The 17,416-nt window shown below is 60.3% G+C and carries 12 protein-coding genes and 7 pseudogenes; 7 read left to right on the top strand and 12 right to left on the bottom strand.

The genetic code is table 11. From position 1 onward, the window contains the following. Window positions 1-119: 119 nt before the first annotated feature. The 6 genes from WS87_RS00600 to WS87_RS00575 all read right to left on the bottom strand — a co-directional run bounded on the left by WS87_RS00600 (window position 120) and on the right by WS87_RS00575 (window position 5,890). Complete coding sequence (locus WS87_RS00600) at window positions 120-380, bottom strand: hypothetical protein (protein WP_107938033.1); 261 nt, start codon at window positions 378-380, stop codon at window positions 120-122. A 549-nt stretch (window positions 381-929) separates the two neighbouring features. Next, window positions 930-2,522: a gamma-glutamyltransferase family protein gene (locus tag WS87_RS00595; protein WP_107938032.1), complete on the bottom strand. Its 1,593-nt coding sequence runs from the start codon at window positions 2,520-2,522 to the stop codon at window positions 930-932. Between the two features lie 172 nt (window positions 2,523-2,694). Continuing rightward, complete coding sequence (locus WS87_RS00590; RefSeq protein ID WP_107938031.1) at window positions 2,695-3,507, bottom strand: amino acid ABC transporter ATP-binding protein; 813 nt, start codon at window positions 3,505-3,507, stop codon at window positions 2,695-2,697. Window position 3,508: 1 nt separating this feature from the next. Next, a complete protein-coding gene (locus WS87_RS00585) occupies window positions 3,509-4,276 on the bottom strand; it encodes an amino acid ABC transporter permease (protein WP_107938030.1) in 768 nt (255 codons plus the stop codon). A gap of 13 nt (window positions 4,277-4,289) precedes the next feature. Then, window positions 4,290-5,096 (bottom strand): ABC transporter substrate-binding protein, encoded by an 807-nt coding sequence (locus WS87_RS00580; protein ID WP_442861397.1) that lies wholly within the window; start codon window positions 5,094-5,096, stop codon window positions 4,290-4,292. A 116-nt stretch (window positions 5,097-5,212) separates the two neighbouring features. Further along, window positions 5,213-5,890, bottom strand: a complete 678-nt coding sequence (locus WS87_RS00575) for a GntR family transcriptional regulator (RefSeq protein ID WP_107938029.1) — start codon at window positions 5,888-5,890, stop codon at window positions 5,213-5,215. Window positions 5,891-6,162: 272 nt separating this feature from the next. Here WS87_RS00575 and WS87_RS00570 point away from each other — a divergent pair. Then, a protein-coding gene (locus tag WS87_RS00570) for an IS5 family transposase (RefSeq protein ID WP_107938028.1) occupies window positions 6,163-6,980 on the top strand; the annotation gives its coding sequence in 2 pieces (ribosomal slippage) (window positions 6,163-6,511 and window positions 6,511-6,980; 819 coding nt in all). A 13-nt stretch (window positions 6,981-6,993) separates the two neighbouring features. Then, window positions 6,994-7,692: pseudogene (gene istA, locus WS87_RS00565) on the top strand (IS21 family transposase); the annotation flags it as partial. On the opposite strand, the pseudogene WS87_RS00560 reads toward istA, so the two are convergent. After that, a pseudogene (locus WS87_RS00560) lies at window positions 7,688-8,079 on the bottom strand (IS3 family transposase); the annotation flags it as partial. The pseudogenes istA and WS87_RS00560 overlap by 5 nt on opposite strands. Before the next feature lie 361 nt (window positions 8,080-8,440). Further along, window positions 8,441-9,814, bottom strand: a complete 1,374-nt coding sequence (locus WS87_RS00555; protein WP_107938026.1) for a pectate lyase family protein — start codon at window positions 9,812-9,814, stop codon at window positions 8,441-8,443. Between the two features lie 299 nt (window positions 9,815-10,113). On the opposite strand from WS87_RS00555, the pseudogene WS87_RS00550 reads away from it, so the two are divergent. The 4 genes and pseudogenes from WS87_RS00550 to WS87_RS00535 form a co-directional block, all read left to right on the top strand. Further along, a pseudogene (locus WS87_RS00550) lies at window positions 10,114-10,361 on the top strand (transposase); the annotation flags it as partial. Window positions 10,362-10,425: 64 nt separating this feature from the next. After that, window positions 10,426-11,582, top strand: a pseudogene (locus WS87_RS00545) (IS30 family transposase). A 6-nt stretch (window positions 11,583-11,588) separates the two neighbouring features. Continuing rightward, a pseudogene (locus tag WS87_RS00540) lies at window positions 11,589-12,481 on the top strand (IS3 family transposase); the annotation flags it as partial. Between the two features lie 363 nt (window positions 12,482-12,844). Next, window positions 12,845-13,150 (top strand): transposase, encoded by a 306-nt coding sequence (locus tag WS87_RS00535; protein WP_107938025.1) that lies wholly within the window; start codon window positions 12,845-12,847, stop codon window positions 13,148-13,150. Window positions 13,151-13,402: 252 nt separating this feature from the next. Here the strand turns inward: WS87_RS00535 and WS87_RS00530 are convergent. Further along, window positions 13,403-13,663: pseudogene (locus WS87_RS00530) on the bottom strand (transposase); the annotation flags it as partial. Between the two features lie 248 nt (window positions 13,664-13,911). On the opposite strand from WS87_RS00530, the pseudogene WS87_RS00525 reads away from it, so the two are divergent. After that, window positions 13,912-14,184 (top strand): annotated as a pseudogene (locus WS87_RS00525) (IS3 family transposase); the annotation flags it as partial. A 162-nt stretch (window positions 14,185-14,346) separates the two neighbouring features. Here the strand turns inward: WS87_RS00525 and WS87_RS00520 are convergent. From WS87_RS00520 to WS87_RS00510, 3 genes are read right to left on the bottom strand one after another with little or no spacing between them, the layout of a single operon-like run. Next, a complete protein-coding gene (locus WS87_RS00520) occupies window positions 14,347-15,699 on the bottom strand; it encodes a TRAP transporter large permease (protein WP_107938024.1) in 1,353 nt (450 codons plus the stop codon). Between the two features lie 4 nt (window positions 15,700-15,703). Continuing rightward, complete coding sequence (locus WS87_RS00515) at window positions 15,704-16,282, bottom strand: TRAP transporter small permease (RefSeq protein WP_059540303.1); 579 nt, start codon at window positions 16,280-16,282, stop codon at window positions 15,704-15,706. Continuing rightward, window positions 16,279-17,265: a TRAP transporter substrate-binding protein gene (locus WS87_RS00510; RefSeq protein WP_107938023.1), complete on the bottom strand. Its 987-nt coding sequence runs from the start codon at window positions 17,263-17,265 to the stop codon at window positions 16,279-16,281. Before WS87_RS00510 ends, WS87_RS00515 begins: the two co-directional genes overlap by 4 nt. Window positions 17,266-17,416: the final 151 nt, after the last annotated feature.

Raw genomic sequence — 17,416 nt, 5'->3', positions numbered from 1 at the left:
TAGCCACCACGCATCCGGACAGCGAAACGCCCAGCAACAGCGGAGCGATCACCGTAAAACACGATTTTGATCTCATCATTTACCATCCGAGCGTTGTTGCCATAAGTTTCCGGGCGTCATTATTGCCAGCCGGGGTGCCGCTCCCGGTAGTATTCCAGCGCTGCTGCGCGCTCCTGCTCGGCCTGCCGGGCAAGTTGCTCCGCGCGTTCCATGTGACCGCCAAACTGGCCGCCATGCTCCTGCTGGATGACAAGCATTTCCTGAATAGCGCGCTGGAGATCGTGCGTGGCGGCCATCGCCTTGTTGTGAAGCTCATCGGCAAACGCAACATTTGCAATCAAAGCAGCGCACAGAATAACCGGAATATACTTAGTCTTCATGATGCAATTCTCCGTTCGTAAATGGGACTATTCCCGTAGCGAACAACGCTTCATCTATGAGGAACGTTGACGCCGATCTTACTCGTTTCTATAAATCAGAATTACCAAATATTTCATCAAGTCACCATCTTTCCGTTTCGATAATAGGGGCTATGGCCCGCCAGTCATGAATTTCGACTGCAATCGCAGTCATGATCGATGTGTTGTCACACGGTCTGGCGGGTGGCTGGTGATCGCTGATAGGGCTTTGGCGTGGATAACCCGACGCCGTCCGAAACATGGATGCCAAGACCTTCCACCGTTACTGCAGGCCGACCCGTCACACTGCATATACTGCGATGCAAGACACGCAATAACATGACGCGCCTACCTCATTCCGCCGTAGTCCGTAGAGACAACGTTAAAACCGTCGCTCCCGAAAATTGCCGGCTGGTACCGGGCCGGGACTGCCGGCAATGGCTAGAACCGACCGCGAGGTCTTGCTACAACAGGCTTTGCGCAACCCGCAGATTTTCACGAAAGGGACGCTTGCCCCTGGATGAGCTGCGCTCAATATCCCAGCGCACAGCCGTCTTTGCGATGATCGGATGCGCCGATCAGCACCCCTTCGTCCCAATCAATCCAGATCGCCTGCGACCCGCCTATGGCCGTCGAAGGCACAGAAAACCTGAATCCGCGATCGGCCAATGCAGCGCACACCGATGCCGGCATCGTCGCCTCGACGTCGACCGAATCGGTACCCGGGCGCGGGAAGATGCGCGGCAGATCCATCGCCGACTGAATATCCATACCATAGTGCAGCACCTTCGACAGGAAATGTGCGTGCCCCATCGCCTGATAGTGGCCGCCCATCACGCCGAAGCCCATCCGTACACGGCCTCCTTGCGTGATCATGCCCGGGATGATTGTATGCATCGGCCGCTTGCGAGGTCCAACCGCATTTGGATGTCCCTGCTCCACAACGAAGCTCTGCCCGCGGTTATGCAGCAGCACGCCCGACTCAGGTGCCATCAGCCCGCTGCCGAACGGGTGGAACAGCGAGTTGATGAAGCTCACGCAGTTGCGGTCCTTGTCGACGACCGTGATATACACCGTGTCCTTGTGCTCGGCTGGCGTCAACGCAGGCGCGGCCGGCAAGGCCCGCGTAAGATCGATGCGGCCGCGTAATTCGTCGGCGAGGGCATCGGACAGCAACCAGTCGACATCGACCTTCCCGTGACGCGGATCGCCCAGCATTGCGTCGCGCATCGAATACGCGAGCTTGGACGCTTCGATTTCGCGGTGCAGGCGGTCGGCGTCGAGCGGGTCGGCATCGGCCGCGCACTTCTCGAGGATCTTAAGGATCATCAGCGCGATCACGCCCTGGCCGCCTGGCGGACATTCCACGACGTCGTAGCCCCGAAAACTCGCGCGGATCGGCGTCACATATTCACCGTGGTAGTCGGCGAAATCGTCGAGCGAATGCAGGCCACCTTGCGCGTTGAGATGCGCGACGATATTCGCTGCAAGCGGGCCGCAATAGAAGCCGTCCCGTCCTTCTTCGGCGACGAGCCGCAGTGTGTTCGCCAGATGTGGCTGCCGATGCACACTCCCTTCACGCGGCGCGGCGCCCTTGACCAGCATCGTCGCGCGGGCCTCGGCGTCCCGTGCGAGCGTGCCGGCTTCCTGTGCCCAGTCCCACGCGCTGCGCGGCGTGATTGCGTAGCCGTCTTCCGCATATCGGATCGCCTGCGCGAAGACGTCGCGCAGTGGCAGGCGGCCGTGCTCGCGATGCAGCGTGGTCCATGCGTGCACGGCACCCGGCACCGTGACTGCATGCGGCGAATGACGCTCAATTGTATCGACGCCCAACTTTTGCAAGCGCTCGACGCTTGCGGCAGCCGGGGCCCAGCCCGACCCGTCGTATGCGATGATGTCGTCCGTGCCGCCACGCGAGTACAGCGCGAAACAATCCCCACCGACGCCCGTCGAGCCCGGCTCGACCACGCATTGCACCGCACACGCGGCGATCGCCGCATCCATGGCGTTGCCGTCGGCCGCGAGCACGTTGACCGCCGCGAGCGTGGCCGCCGCATGCGACGTCGCCGCCATGCCGTTGCGGGCGAAAGCGAGCGATCGGCCGGGCTTCTCGAAGTTGCGCATAGACACGTTCTCCAGTTGATCGAACAAGCGCGCGCGGTGCAGGCAGCTAGCGTTGCCTGAGCGTGCGCTGGAAGAGTATTCACACCGCGCCGCGCGAGGACGGCTACGGCGACGACAGTAATGATTGCGATGACTACGCAATCGCATGTTCAGCTCACGCGCAATGCGATGTTCAATACGCTGCATCCGGCGCAAGCAACGGCGAGGCCTTCAGCGTGCGATGCAGGAACGCCCGCGTGCGCGGATGGGTCGGCGCAGTGAAAATCTGCCAAGGAGGCCCTTCTTCAATCAGTTCCCCTTGGTCGAGCACGACTACCCGATGCGCGACCTCGCGCGCAAACTCCATCTCGTGTGTGACGACAACCATCGTCATGCCGTCTCGCGCGAGTTCCTTCATCACCTGCAGTACCTCGCCAACCGTCTCGGGATCGAGCGCGCTTGTGGGTTCGTCGAAAAGCAGTACCTTCGGCTGCATCGCAAGTGCGCGGGCAATTGCGACACGCTGCTGCTGGCCGCCCGACAACTGCGACGGGTAATGACCCGCGCGATCGGCAAGCCCAACGCGAGCGAGAAGCCGCTGCGCCTGTTGAACCGCTTCGTCGCGCGATACCTTCAGCACATGGACCGGTGCCTCGATCACGTTTTCGAGCGCGGTCATGTGCGGGAACAGATTGAAGCGCTGGAACACCATCCCGATATCGCGACGCTGCCGTGCCAGCTCACGGGCCGTATCATGCGCGATCTTTCCATCGATGCGCTCGACGAAGCCGAGCAGACGGCCGTTTATGCGTACACAGCCGGCGTCAAATGTTTCGAGCAGATTCAGGCAGCGAATAAAGGTGGTCTTGCCCGAGCCCGACGAGCCGATCAGTACCACGACCTCGCCTTTTGTCACGCTCAATGAAATGCCGTTCAGCACCTTCATCGAGCCGAATGACTTGTGAATGTCCGACGCTTCAATAATAACTTCATGTGTCTGCCTCATTTCAACGCCCTCTCAGAAGCTTCATGGTTTTCGCACCGAACAGGCGCCGACCGGACGACACATGCACTTCGCCACGACCGAAGTGCGCCTCGAGGCGCCGCTGAACGACACTCCACAGCGTCGTTAGCAGCAGGAAATAGAGCGCAAGAACGAGGTACAGCTCGAATACCCGAAAATTGACCGAGGTGATCATCTGCGTGCTCAACATCAGCTCCTGAACGCCGATCACACTGACGAGCGTCGTGTTTTTCAGCATCACATTGAATTCGTTGCCCATCGGCGGGACGATCACGCGCAGCGCCTGCGGCAACACGATGCGTCGCATCAGTAGCACCGACGTCATCCCGAGCGAGCGCGACGCCTCGTACTGCCCGCGATCGACCGCGCTCAGACCCGCGCGGATGATTTCCGCCATATAGGCGGCCGAGTTCATACCGAGCGCGAGTACCGCCGCTTGGATGTTGCCGGGCAGAGTAAACACACCGAAGTCGAGATCGTGGAAGCGGAAAATGTCAGCGGCTGCGAACGCCGTGTACAGGAATACGATCTGCACGAGCAGCGGCGTTCCGCGCACGACCCAGATGTAGCCGCGCGCGATGAACTGAAGAGGACGGCTCGGCGACAGCCGCAAGAGCGCGACGCAAAGACCGAGCATGACGCCCAGCAGAATGGCGCAGACACTAATTCCGCAAGTCAGCAGCAGCCCGTGCAGATATGCGGGACTGGGCGCCATCAGGAATTTTCGGAAAATCTCCCAGCTGAAGTTCATGATTCGATCCCGCTCAGAAACGTTCGTTCTCGAGATTCCATTTGCCGAGCATCCGCGTATAGCGGTCGCTCTTCGTCAGTTCGGCGGTGGCCTTCGCGACCGCGCCGGACAGCGGTTCGCCCTTACGCGCGCCGATGCCTGTCGCGATCCGCGCGAAACCGGCGACCGCCTGCTCGAACGAATTACCCGACACCTTCTGGAATTGACCAGCGGTTTCGGCGGTTGTGCCGTACGCGTCGACCTGCTGCAGGCGGAACGCCTGGAAAGCGTCGGAGTCGGTGTTGTAGACGACGATGTTCATCGGAGGCTTGTGCGCGGCCGCGAGCTTCTCGTTCTCCTTTTCGAGCAGCGAGCGCATCGTCGAGCCGTTGATTACGGCAACCTTTTGACCGGACAGATCGTCGAGTAAATGCACCTTGCGCGGGTTGCCACGCGGCACCATGATCGACTGGCTCGAGTACATGTAGTCGATGATGTCGATGATTTTGCGACGTTCCGGCTTGTCGAACAACTGGCCGATGATCAGGTCGCACTGATGCGCCTTGAGCGCGGGGATCAGGCCGCTGAACGGCACCACATGCCAGTCGACCTTCAGGTTGCCCATCGACTTCGCGACGTCGCGCGCGACGTCGATCGAGAATCCCTGCGGCTTTTGCTGCTCGTCATAGAACGCGAGCGGCGGCGCATCCATGCTCGCGCAGTAAGTGAGCGTACCGTCCTTAAGCAGGCCGGCAGGCTGCGCTTCATCCGCGAACGTCATACCCGCATGCAACAGCATGGCGACGCCTGCGAACACGGCGGCAAGACGGAAACGCATCATCTTGTTTGCTGACATGGGCTTGCTCCTGTTATGTGTTGTTGTGACCAGTGGTGGCCGGTGTGATGTGCTGTTCCGACGGACGAACTCCGGGCGCGCAATGCAGACCATTGTCAGCCTCATGGTTTGGGGAGGCCGAGAAGCGTTAGCACGCGCGGCACTGTCGATTCGATGTGTTCGCGCATCGCCTGCTCTGCAAGTTCAGGATCGCCGCTGCGTAGCGCATCGATCAGCAATTGATGGTAATCGCGCGCGCTCTTGCGCCTGAAGGCGGTTTGCTCAATCCATAGACGCATCGGCCCCTCGATCAATGCGTACAACGAACAGATCTGTTCGTACAGGCGCGTGCGACCGCTGATACCGCACAGATACTCGTGAAACGCACAGTGGCGCTCCACCCATAGGTCGGTATCGCCGACGGAGGTGTCCATATCGTCGAGCAGACGCGCAAGCGTGCGCAGATGCTCGTCGGTGCAGCGTGGGGCCGCGACGCGCATCGCGAGGCCTTCGAGCGCGACGCGCATGTCAAAAATGTCGTCGAGTTCTTCGGCGCTCAGTCCACGCACGATGGCGCCGCGATTCGGGCGCAGTACCACGAGCCCCTCAGCATGCAGCCGTCGCAGCGCTTCGCGCACGGGCATCCGGCTCATTGATAGTTCCGCGGCGACCGTTTCGGCGACGATGCGCTGCCCGGTCGCGAAACGGCCCTGCGAAATCGCGTCGAACAGATAGCGGTAGGCCGCTTGTTCGGCAGTGGTCCCGTGTTCCGGACTTCGCAATGCGGCGGATCTTGTCATGAGTTTTGGGAGGGGTGCGAGAATTAGAAGCAGAGTACTTAAAATGGATTTTTGTATCCAGTTTTTCAAAGCGAATTAGGGAATGTCCTAGGGACCGTTGTTGCGTAAGCGGCCGGCAAGGAAGGGCTCCGATTCGCGCGCGTACGCGAGTTTCCCGACCGGAGCGTCGAGCGTCTGTTGCCTAAGAGACGGTTTCAAAATGGCCCCTTGGGGCTGTTAACTTTCGCGGCGAGCTGTTAACCTCAGGCATCGAAACAACCGAGACTGAGGAGATGGCCAAGCCGATCATCGACGACGAGTTGTGGACACTGATCGAGCCGTTACTGCCGCCATCCAAGCCACGGCGCAAGAAGAACCCGGGCCGCCTGCCGGTTTCGAACCGCGCCGCGCTGACCGGCATCTTGTTCGTTCTCAAGACCGGACTGCGCTGGCGCGATCTGCCTGCCGAGATGGGTTGCGGCTCGGGCGTGACATGTTGGCGACGGCTACGCGACTGGCAGGTTGCCGGCGTGTGGGACCGCTTGCACGAGCTGCTGCTCGCGAAGCTGCGAGCAGCAGACCAGATCGACTTCTCTCGAGCCGCTGTCGATTCATCATCGATTCGCGCCGTTGGGGCAGGCCAAAAACTGGGCCAAACCCTACCGATCGCGCGCGACCCGGTTCCAAGCACCACATCGTCACCGACGCCAACGGCACGCCGCTCGCCGCGATCCTGACCGGCGCGAACGTCAACGACGTCACGCAATTGCTGCCGCTGATCGACGCGATTCCGCCGATTCGCGGTTTGCGCGGCCACCCGCTGCACAGACCGCGTGTGGTCTACGCCGATCGCGGATACGATTCCGAGCGACATCGACGTGCGTTGCGCAATCGCGGTATCGAGCCGGTGATCGCCAAGCGCCGTACCGAACACGGCAGCGGCCTTGGCAAATATCGCTGGGTCGTGGAACGCACGCATGCCTGGCTGCATCACTTCCGTCGTCTCCGTATTCGTTTCGAGCGCCGTGCTGACATTCACGGCGCGTTCCTCAAACTCGGTTGCTGCCTGATCTGCTGGAATACCCTCCGGCGCGCCGAACAGCCTTTATGAAACCGTCTCTAAGGTCCGGGCGATGGGTTACGCGGGTGGTCGCACGGCGCTGAGCGACCTGGTTCGGGACGTTCGGCCCCCGCGCCAGCGCGGCTTCGACGCGCGCTTTGAGACGCCCGCCGGCCATCAGGCTCAAGTGGACTTCGCGCACTTCAGTGTCGAGTTCGACGACGCGCCCGGCCAGCGGCGTTCGAATTGGCTATTCTCAATCGTGATTGGGCGCAGCCCCTATCTCCGGGAACGTTTCGTCGGGCATCAGGACCTACAGACTGCCCTGCGCTGTCACACGGAAGCAATCGAGCACCTCGGCGGCGCTCCGCGCGAGATTCTGTATGGCCAGATGAAGGCCGCCGTGGTCGGCGAAGTCGAGAAGCACATCGTCTACAACGCCAAGCTAGTCGCGTTTGCACAGCACTACGGCTTCACACCACGCGCCTGCAAAGCGTATCGCGCCAAGACCAAAGGCAAGGTCGAGCGCCCGTATCGCTATATCCGGCAGGACATCTTCCTGGCACACCCCTTCCAGTACCTCGCCGACCTGAGCCGACAGTTGCGGGAGTGGCTCGACGCGGTTGCCAATGTCTGCGTGCACGGTACAACGCACCGCGTCGTCGCTCAGTACTTCGGTGAGGAGCGTCGCGCGCTGCAGGCGTTGCCCGGCGGCACCTTCAATGGCGTGATCCGGCTTGAGCGGCGCGTGAGCCACGAAGGTGGTCGATTCGCCGCATCAACAACAAATCGGTTTCGCTGACTGGCTGCGGCCGGTAATACGCACTCGACCTCGCGATGCCGACCAGTCGCATCTGTCGCGAAACCGGCAGCGCAAGCGTACGGTCAATCATCGCTTTGCGCTCAGCAGTCCGGCCTTGCCGAGTGCTTCCGACAAAAAATTATTCTCCAGCGTCAACTGTCCGATCTTCGCGTGCAGCGTTTTCACGTCCACCGGTGGTTCGTTCGATGGTGTACCGGCCGCGTCGAACACATCCACCGCACGCTCCAGTAGTTGCCGCTTCCACTCCGCGATCTGGTTCGGGTGCACATCGAACAGCTGCGCCAGTTCGGCCAGCTTGCGCTCAGCCTTGACCACCGCCAGTGCCACTTTCGCTTCGAACGCCGCTGAGTGCGTCCGTCAGGTTCTCTCCGTCATCTTTTTGGTTTCTTTGCCTGCATTATCGCTGGCTCAGGCCCCGGGCATTCCACTTACCCAACTGTTCGAATTTGCGCGGTCACCTCTCCAGTGCCTACGCGGCATGGCCGTCCGATCTCTTCACGCCCTTGAGCCCGTCGACGACGGCTCGACGGGCATCAGCCAGGCAAAGCCGAGGTGCGTCGGACCGTCGAGTGTGCGCCAGCCCGTTCGGGCGCAACTTGTACTGCGGACATCACTCATTTCGTGCTACTACTTCGGAATAGGGCGCGGCGAAGGCCGCGCCATCACAACCGAGCTACCGCCTTCAACTTCAGTAAGTGGTTTGCATCCAGTACTGAGGAGGCCAGTGCTGGATACCCGATCCTGCACCCTCTGTCAGGCTTGTCAGCCTCGCAACAATCGACCCGGCCGGCCAGGTTCGATAGGTATACGGCAGTTGCGAGAAGCCATTCCATGAAAATGGAATGACCGGTGCCGGCATCGGAGCGAGAGGGCTTCCCGGAGAGTCACTGCTGCCGTGAAACTCATTATCGCCTAGTATGTAATAGAGATCGACTGCGTGGATTTTCCCCGTATATCTTGTATCGTTCGGATCACTCTGATTGTTACGGATTGGGTAACGAACTCCAGTGATGTATGAATCTTCGATGAGGGCGGCCCCGCCTTCCGTCGAAATAGCGCCGTTGCTGATCACGTCGAAATGGTAGCCAGCGGCTGCAATGGCTAGGGCCGCGCTGGACGATATGCGGCTTCTCGCAAGATAGTTGTCGCGGCAATCCATCACGATATTGAACGCATGCGCATTGCCGGCTCGCAAACGCGGCATGCGGTCCTGTGCGTTCTTGTAGTAGTTGTGATGCAGCGTCACTTCCAATGCGGCATTGGACGCCTCGAATGGCGTCGCGCCGACCAGATGAACTTTCTTCTGACCCTGTATCACAGCCGCGATATCGTCATTGGCTAGCCCCTGCCGTCGAATGAAGTCATACATTGGGTAGCAGCCAATACAATCTGGCTCATCCATCGCCCTGAGCTGCTGCGTGACCCAACTGTTCGGCGTCAGATCGTCGCTCTTTAACATGCACCACGAAATCGTAACGCCGGATGTGCCCGCCTTGACGTCGATAGTACCGTCATAGGACTTGTGAAAAGTGCAGTGATCAATCCAGACCTTCTTGCAATCCTGCAGGGTGATATAGTCCCAGTCCTGCAAATCGTAATCGCCTTTGGTGGCTTCGTCCCATTCCCACAGTTCATCGAATTCGATGTTCCGGATGATGACATTGGAACTACGCCGGATGTCAAATGTTGCGTGCCTGAGTTTGGCACCATTGGCGGAAAAAATGGTGAGCCCCGATCTACCTTCCCTGAACTCGTCCCTGAAGTCGTCGAGATAAATCCGGCTAACGCCGGTACGAATCAGCACAGGATGAGTCAATGGCCGGTTGGGATGCTCCACCCACTTGCTCCCCGTAACTGCTTTGGTGTCGTCGGAGATTTCATTCCAGCCCAGATCGAGATCGTTCATGATCTCGAGAACTTTGTAGTTGCGGTTGGTTTGAATGGCTTCCGCCAATTGACGGGTTGTGTAGATCTTCAGATAGGCCGGATCGACCTCTGGAAGGACTCCTCCGCCCGTGTTTCCGAGTGAGAATCCAGTCAGGGCGTAGTCAGCAAGCGCCATGTTTATCTCCTTATTTGAAATTGGGCTCTAGCAAACATGCACGGTGACAACAACGCACGATTCGACGATTGGGCCGTGCGGTACGCAGCCCGGGATGTTGGCCGTCAATTTCAACAGCCCTGTCAGGGCAAAATTAATATACATCCAAAACCGTTTGTATATCTCTCGCATCTCCAGCGTCAATTCTGAACTTTTGTGTCCGACACCATGGACCGGCCATCGCTTCATAGACACTCTGGACCGGCCAGCCTTTCGTAGACATCTTCGAGCCATAATTTATGGCAACCGAGGAGGTCAGGATGAGCGGCAAGCGGTACACGGATGAGTTCAAGATCGAGGCAGTCAAACAGGTAACCGAACGGGGTCATTCGGTGGCGGATGTGGCGCAGCGGCTGGCATCACGACCCACAGCCTTTACGCCTGGAAACTGAAGTTCGGCAGGCCCGACGTCGTGCGGCAGGCGGAGCTGGATCAGAGCGCCGAGGTTCGGCGACTGAAGGCCGAGCTCAAGCGCATGACCGAGGAGCGCCACATTCTAAAAAAAGCCGCGGTAGGTTCAATCGATCGTTGCAACACCTTCCTATTAATATCGAATGAGGGAGGGTTGACGAATGGCACAAATGGGACGTCCGGGGTTGTCGCCAGAAGGCAAGTCCGAGGTTTGGCGGCGGTGGCAGGCAGGTGAATCGTTTCTTGGCATCGGGAAGGCGCTAGGCAAGCCTGCAGGCTCGATCTACGGCGTGATCCGACTATGCGGAGGGTACACCCCTGCTGCTCGTAAGCCGTCGTTGCGGGCATTAACCTTGAGTGAACGTGAAGAGATCTCGCGTGGCGTCTCGGCTGAACTTTCAATGCGAGCGATTGCCTGCCAGTTGAACCGCGCGCCTTCCACGATTTCCCTTGAGATTGCGAGTAACGGCGGAACGGGCCACTTTCGAGCTCTGGAAGCGGATGAGCGAGCCTTGCAGGCTGCTCTGCGACCCGAACGCTGCCTTCTGGAGCAGAACCGGCGCTTACGCTATGCGGTCGAGCGTAAGCTTTGCCGCGAATGGTCTCCAGAGCAAGTGCGCGGTTGGCTTAAGAACCGATATGCCGATGCCGAGGCGATGCGCGTGTCTCACGAGACGATATATCGCAGCCTGTTTGTGCAAGCGCGCGGCGTTCTGAAGAAGGCACTGCAGTATCACTTGCGAACCCAGCGGAAGATGCATCACTCACGCTCGTCCAGCACGAAGGGCGCTCGCAATAAGATTGCTGACGCGGTTTCGATTCACGAGCGACCGCCTGAAGCAGCCGACCGTGCGGTGCCGGGTCACTGGGAAGGAGATCTCGTCAGCGGCGCCAACAATATTCATGTCGCCACTTTGGTCAAGCGACGCTCGAGGTTCACCATCATCGTCAAGGTAAAGGGAAAAGACACGGTGAGCGTTGTGGCGGGCCTGAAGCGCGAGGTTAAGCGGTTGCCGCAGCATCTACGCAGTCGCTCACCTGGGACCGCGGCATGGAGCTGGCGAACCACAAAGACTTCACGATCGCGACGGACGTGAAGGTCTACTTCTGCGACCCGCGAAGTCCTTGGCAACATGGTACCAACGAAAACACGGACCGACTCCTGCGTCAGTACTTGCCCCACGGTACGCAACTTGATCAATACTCGCAGGCGGAATTGAACAAGATCGCAGCGCGGCTCAATGAAAGGCCCAGAAAGACATTGGGCTTCATGTCTCCGGCCGATAAACTATGCGAGGCTGTTGCAGCAACTCATTGAACCTACCGCCGCGTACTTTGCAAAGGGATAGCGGCAAGGTACGCGTTCATGCGAGCCCATCTCGGCGAGTTCTGCCTGCACGCGATAGCCGAGTCCTTGGCGTACATCGCAGCGGCTATTACGTCTGGCAGCGGCAGACAGTCGGTGCCCGCAAGCGTGAGGATGATCGATTGCTCGGCCTGATCAAGCATTCCTGGCTGGCCAGCGGCGGCGTCTATGGCTACCGCAAGGTCACAGTGGATTTGCGTGAATCGGGAGAAACGTGCAGCCGTCACCGCGTCCATCGCCTCATGAAAGGCGAAGGTCTGCGGGCACAAGTGGGTTATGGCAGCAAGCCCCGCTATCGGGGTGGTCCGGTCGGCGTAATCGCCAACGTGCTGAACCGTGAGTTCGCGCCAACCGCACCGAACCGTGTCTGGGTAACGGACATCACGTACATCCGGACCTACGAGGGCTGGCTGTATCTGGCGGCTGTTATGGATCTGTACTCGCGCCAGATCGTCGGTTGGGCTACGCGCTCGACGATGACCAGCGATCTGGTTTTACAGGCGCTGTTGGCTGCGGTTTGGAAACGCAAACCGGGACCCGGTGTCATGGTGCATTCCGATCAGGGTAGTCAATTCACGAGCGATGACTGGCAGTCATTCCTGAAGGTGCACCATATGGTGCCAAGCATGAGTCGGCGCGGTAATTGCCACGACAATGCCGTGGCCGAGAGCTACTTCAGCGCCCTAAAAAAGGAGCGAATCAAGCGGCGCATCTATCCGAGTCGGGCGACGGCTACCTCGGACCTGTTCGATTACATCGAAATGTTTTATAACCCGGTTCGTCGGCATGGTTCCGCAGGCGATCTTTCACCAATTGAGTTTGAGCGGCGCTACGCGCTAAACGGCTCGTGAGTGTCTATGAAACTCTGGCCGGTCCAAGCGAACTGCTGTTGTCAATCAGATGAGGGCACTGCTTCTCGAGCATGGCATCGTCATACCGGTTGGGCGTGCACTCTCCGCACGACGCGTGCCAGCTGTACTGGCCGATGCAGAGAGCGGCTTGTCGCCACGACTGTGCCAGCTCATCGCACGGTTGCGTCAGCGATGGTTAGCCTTGGACGAAGAGATCGACACAGCCGCAGCCGAAATTACCCAGATCGCTCGTGAATCGGAACTCTGCCGACGCGTCAGCACGGTACCTGGCGTCTGACCAGTTGTGTCGACCGCGCACATTGCTGCTGTTGGCAATGGCACCGCTTCAAACGGGCCCGCGATATGTCGGCCTGGCTCGGCCTTGTGCCGAAGCAATACTCAACCGGCGGCAAATCAAATCTTGGTGGCATCAGCAAGCACGGCAACGCCTATTTGCGAATGATGGTGATCCAGGGCGCGCGCGCCTTGATGATCCACATGAAGTGCGACCAGTCCAGAATGGGCTTATGGCTTCGAGAAGTCGAGCAACGTAGTCATCCGCACGTTGCCCTAATCGCGCTGGCCAACAAAATCGTTCGTATCTGCTGGAAGGTGCTGACCAGCCAGCAACCCTATCGACCGTCTTTGGAAATATCCGCAGCCGCCTGAGCAACCCCGAGCACGACCGTCCTGTTTTGCGAGCCCTGAATAGCTGATGACACAGAACCGTTGACCGGCATACCGAAAGCCCTGCTAAAAAAGCAGTCCGTAATGACCGAACGCTTTATTGGGTTAGGTGTGCGCGGATCCCATCATGGCCAGCAGTCTCGAACTGCACGAACAGGCCGGATACATTGACGCAAACGTAGTTCTGTCGAAACGGTAACCCAGCGACTTGCAAATCCGGGGCAGACCATACATTTTTAAAATGGCCTTCTCACGCTCGAGGCGTTCGATACGCGCCTCGAGTTCCTGAATACGCTATTGATCCGGCGTGATTGCCTTGCCCTGCGGCGTAACGCCCTGGCGTTCCATCTGAAGTTGCTGCACCCAGCGGCGGAGCACCGTCTCGCCGACGCCGACCGAGCGGCTTGCTTCCATATGGCTATAGCCCTGGTCGAGCACCAGACAGGCGGCTTGCTGTTTGAACTCCGGGGAAAACGTACGTCGTTGCTTGCTCATCAGACACCTCTTCATAGCGACCATTCTCGCCTAAATCAGTGTCCGGGTTCATTAGACCACTATACTTTCATACTGAAAAGGTCCGCCGAAAACTCGCTTACATCATGGTACTGTTTACCGGGGGCCGCTCAATGGTGCACCTGGCGAGCGCATCGCTCCTCGCCTCGTCAACTGTTGTATCCACTTCGATAGACGACCCATGAAACACCTCCTGGATTAAGGTGTTGCGACGGGCGGTTGAATCCACTCAATATGCCAGTCGCGCGTACCGGAAGCTGACCGCTGCGTTCAAGATAAACGTCTCAAGGAGCCGCCGTGCCAACGCTTGGGACAACGCGCCGATGGAGAGCTTCTTCAAGACATTGAAGGTCGAGAGAATCTATCAGAACCACTATGAAACGCGCGCCCACGCCCGCCTGTATATCGTCGACTGGATCGAGGGCTATTACAATCGCCAACGCCTGCATACCTCGATCGACTACCTTACCCCCGTCGACTACGAGGCCAGGTTGATTGCCGCATGCGCGAGCGAGGCGGCCATCGTCAATGCGACCGCCGCAATGGCGCGCCACAGGAAAGTCGTTTTCATGGAAGTGACGTGAAGTGAAGAAAGGAAACGGCGGATGCGCGCGCGGCGCCGGACCACCTCGGCCATCCGGCGCCGCGACAAGCGAAACGCGCGCTCAGAACACCGCGTGCCCGCTGATGAGGCTCGGCAGCCAGGTGGAGAAGAACGGCATGTACGTGACGATGTTGATCGCACTGAAGATCGCGAGGTAATACGGCCACGCCATCTTCGTCGTCTCGCCGATCGACACGTTGCCGATCGCACAGCCGACGAACTGCACCGAGCCGATCGGCGGGTGCACGAGGCCGAGCGAGCAGTTCAGCAGCAGCATGATCCCGAACTGCACCGGCCCGACGCCGCATGCCATCGCGATCGGCAGGAACAGCGGCGTCGTGATCAGGATGTGCGCGGCCATGTCGACGAACGTGCCGAGGAAAACCTGGATGATGTTGATGTACAGTAGTATCAGCCAGGGCGCTGCGGTCGACTGCTTCAGCAGCCCCTCGATCGCATCCGGAATCTCCAGGTACGACATCTGGAAGCGCAGCATGTTCGACACGGCGATCAACAGCAACACGACGCCCGTCGTGCGCGCCGCATGCGACAGCGCGCGGCGCAGCTTCTCGACAGTCAGCGTGCGGTACACGATCGCGGTCAGCACGAGCGAATACACGACGGCGATCGCGGCCGCTTCGGTTGCAGTGGCGATCCCCTTCGCGACGCACACGAGGATGATCGCGATCACCATCAAGCCCGGCACCGCGCCGACGAAGCTGCGCAACACCGCATACCAGCCCGGGAACACCGGCAGCGCGGACGATCCGTCTTCACGGCGCGGATAGCCGTGACGCACGGCCTGCCAGTACGCGGCGGCGAGCACGAAGCCCATCACCCACAGCACCGGCAGCAGGCCGGAGAACAGCAGGTCGCCGATCGACACGCCGCTCACCTGCTGGCCGTGCAGCATCCCGGTGATGCCCTGCGCGGCGAATGCGTAGATGATCATGTTGGTCGACGTCGGCATCAGCGCGCCGGCGAGCGACGCGTGGGTCGTCACGTTGACCGCGTAGGCAGCGCTGTAGCCTTCGCGCTTCATCAACGGAATCACCACGCCGCCCATCGCGGACGTATCGGCGGTCGGCGAACCCGATACACCGCCGAACAGCGTGCACGCGACGACGTTGGCCATCCCGAGGCCGCCGCGGAAGTGGCCGACGGTCGCCTGCGCGAAACGCAGGATCCGGTCCGCGATGCCGCCGTGCAGCATCAGCTCGCCGGAGAAGATGAAGAACGGCACCGCGAGGAACGAGAATGCGTTCATCCCCGAGATCATCGACTGCATCGCGGTCGCGATCGGCAGCCCTTCGACCATGTAGGTCAGCACGCAGGCGATCCCGAGCGCGAACGAAACGGGCACGCCGAGCACGAGGAAAATCAGAAAACTGATGGACAGAATCGCGAGTTCCATGGCGTTATTGGCCCGACGAAGAACGACGAAGCGCGAGCAGGTGCTCGAGCGAGAAGAGGATGATGGCGATCGCCGCCGGAATCGTGATCAGGTAGCGCACGCCTTCGGGCAGCCCGATGATCGGAATGCGGTCGCCCATCGTCTCGGCGGCCATGCTGCCGCAGCCGACCATGATCGCGATCGCGAACGCGATCAGGCTCGCATGCTGGATCGCGATCACCACGGTGCGCGCGCCCGGCGACAGGCGCCGCACGAGCGAGTCGAGGCCGATGTGGCCACCGTCGCGCACCTTCATCGCCGCGCCGAACATCGCGATCACGATCACCAGCAGCAGCGCGATCGGCTCGACGAAATCGGGCGCGTTCTCGAATACGTAACGCATCACGACCGCGTAGAACACCAGCACGGTGAGCGCCGCGAGGCACAGCGACGCAACCACGGCCAGCGCGCGGAACAGCAGGTCGTTCACACAACGCAGGCGCGGCGCCGCCGCGCGCGGCCGGCACGGTGCCGCGCCATCGGCGGCAGCCGCATCCGGCGAGCCCACGGCCGCCGCGCCGTTCAGGGAAGTGCGACGGGTCACTTGGTGGCCTCGATCTCGTCGACGATCTGCTTCATCTGCGGCGTCTTCTCGTACTTCGCCCACAGCGGCTGCATCGCCTTCACGAAGGCCGCGCGATCGATCTGCGCAGCCGGCAGGATCTTCGCGCCGCCCTTCGTCACCGCCTGCTGCGCCGATGCCTCGCGCGCGGTCCACAGCTTCTGGTAGTACGGCACCGAATCGGCCGCGGCCTTCTTGATCGCGGCCTGTTCCTGCGGCGACAGCGTGTCCCAGATCTTCTTCGAGAACACCAGCACTTCCGGCGTCATCGCGTGCTGCGTCTCCGAGTAGTCGGGCGCCACCTCGAAGTGCTTGGTTTCCTCGTACGACGGCAGGTTGTTTTCCGCCGCGTCGACGAGGCCCGTCTTCAGGCCCGTGTAGACCTCGGCGAACGGCATCGGCGTCGGCGTGCCGCCCATCGCCTTGATCTCGTCGACCATCAGATCGGACGGTTGCACGCGCACCTTCAGCCCTTTCATGTCGGCCGGCGTGCGCACCGGGCGCTTCGCGTAAATCGAGCGCGCGCCACTCTCGTAGAACGTCAGCGCGATCATCCCCTTCGCCGCGAACGCGTCGAGGATCTTCTGGCCGGCCGGGCCGTACATCGCCTTGCGGAAATGGTCGACGTCGCGGAACAGGAACGGGAACGACGGAATCAGCGACTCCGGCACGATCTCGTTGAACGACGCGCCGTTCACGCGCGCCATGTCGATCGCGCCGATCCGCACCTGGTCGACCGTGTCCTTCTCGGAGCCGAGCGCGCTGTTGCCGAACACCTTGATCGAGTCCTTGCCGCCCGTCAGCTTCGACAGCTCATCGCCCATGTACTTGACCGCCATGTTGGTCGGGAAGCTGTCGCCGTGCACGTCCGCCGAGCGGAACACGCGGGCCTGCGCGGACACCGCGAAGCCGGCCATCAGCGCGACGGCCAGTGCGGTATGGGAGCGGGTGAATTGATGCTTCACGGTAAGTCTCCTTAATGGTCGATCGTTGTTGCGCGGAGATCCGTCGGCAGGCGCCTGCGTCGCCGATACGCATCCTCCAACCACAGAGTCATACGTCGTATGACATGTCGGGCGAACGTACGTCAGTTAATCGCTTAACTCACTTGGTGCA

Origin of the sequence: Burkholderia sp. MSMB0856 (genome assembly GCF_001524645.2) — a bacterium.
Lineage (GTDB): Bacteria > Pseudomonadota > Gammaproteobacteria > Burkholderiales > Burkholderiaceae > Burkholderia > Burkholderia diffusa.
The sequence above is the reverse complement of the archived record's forward strand: the minus strand, read 5'-3'. Positions and strand labels throughout refer to the sequence as shown.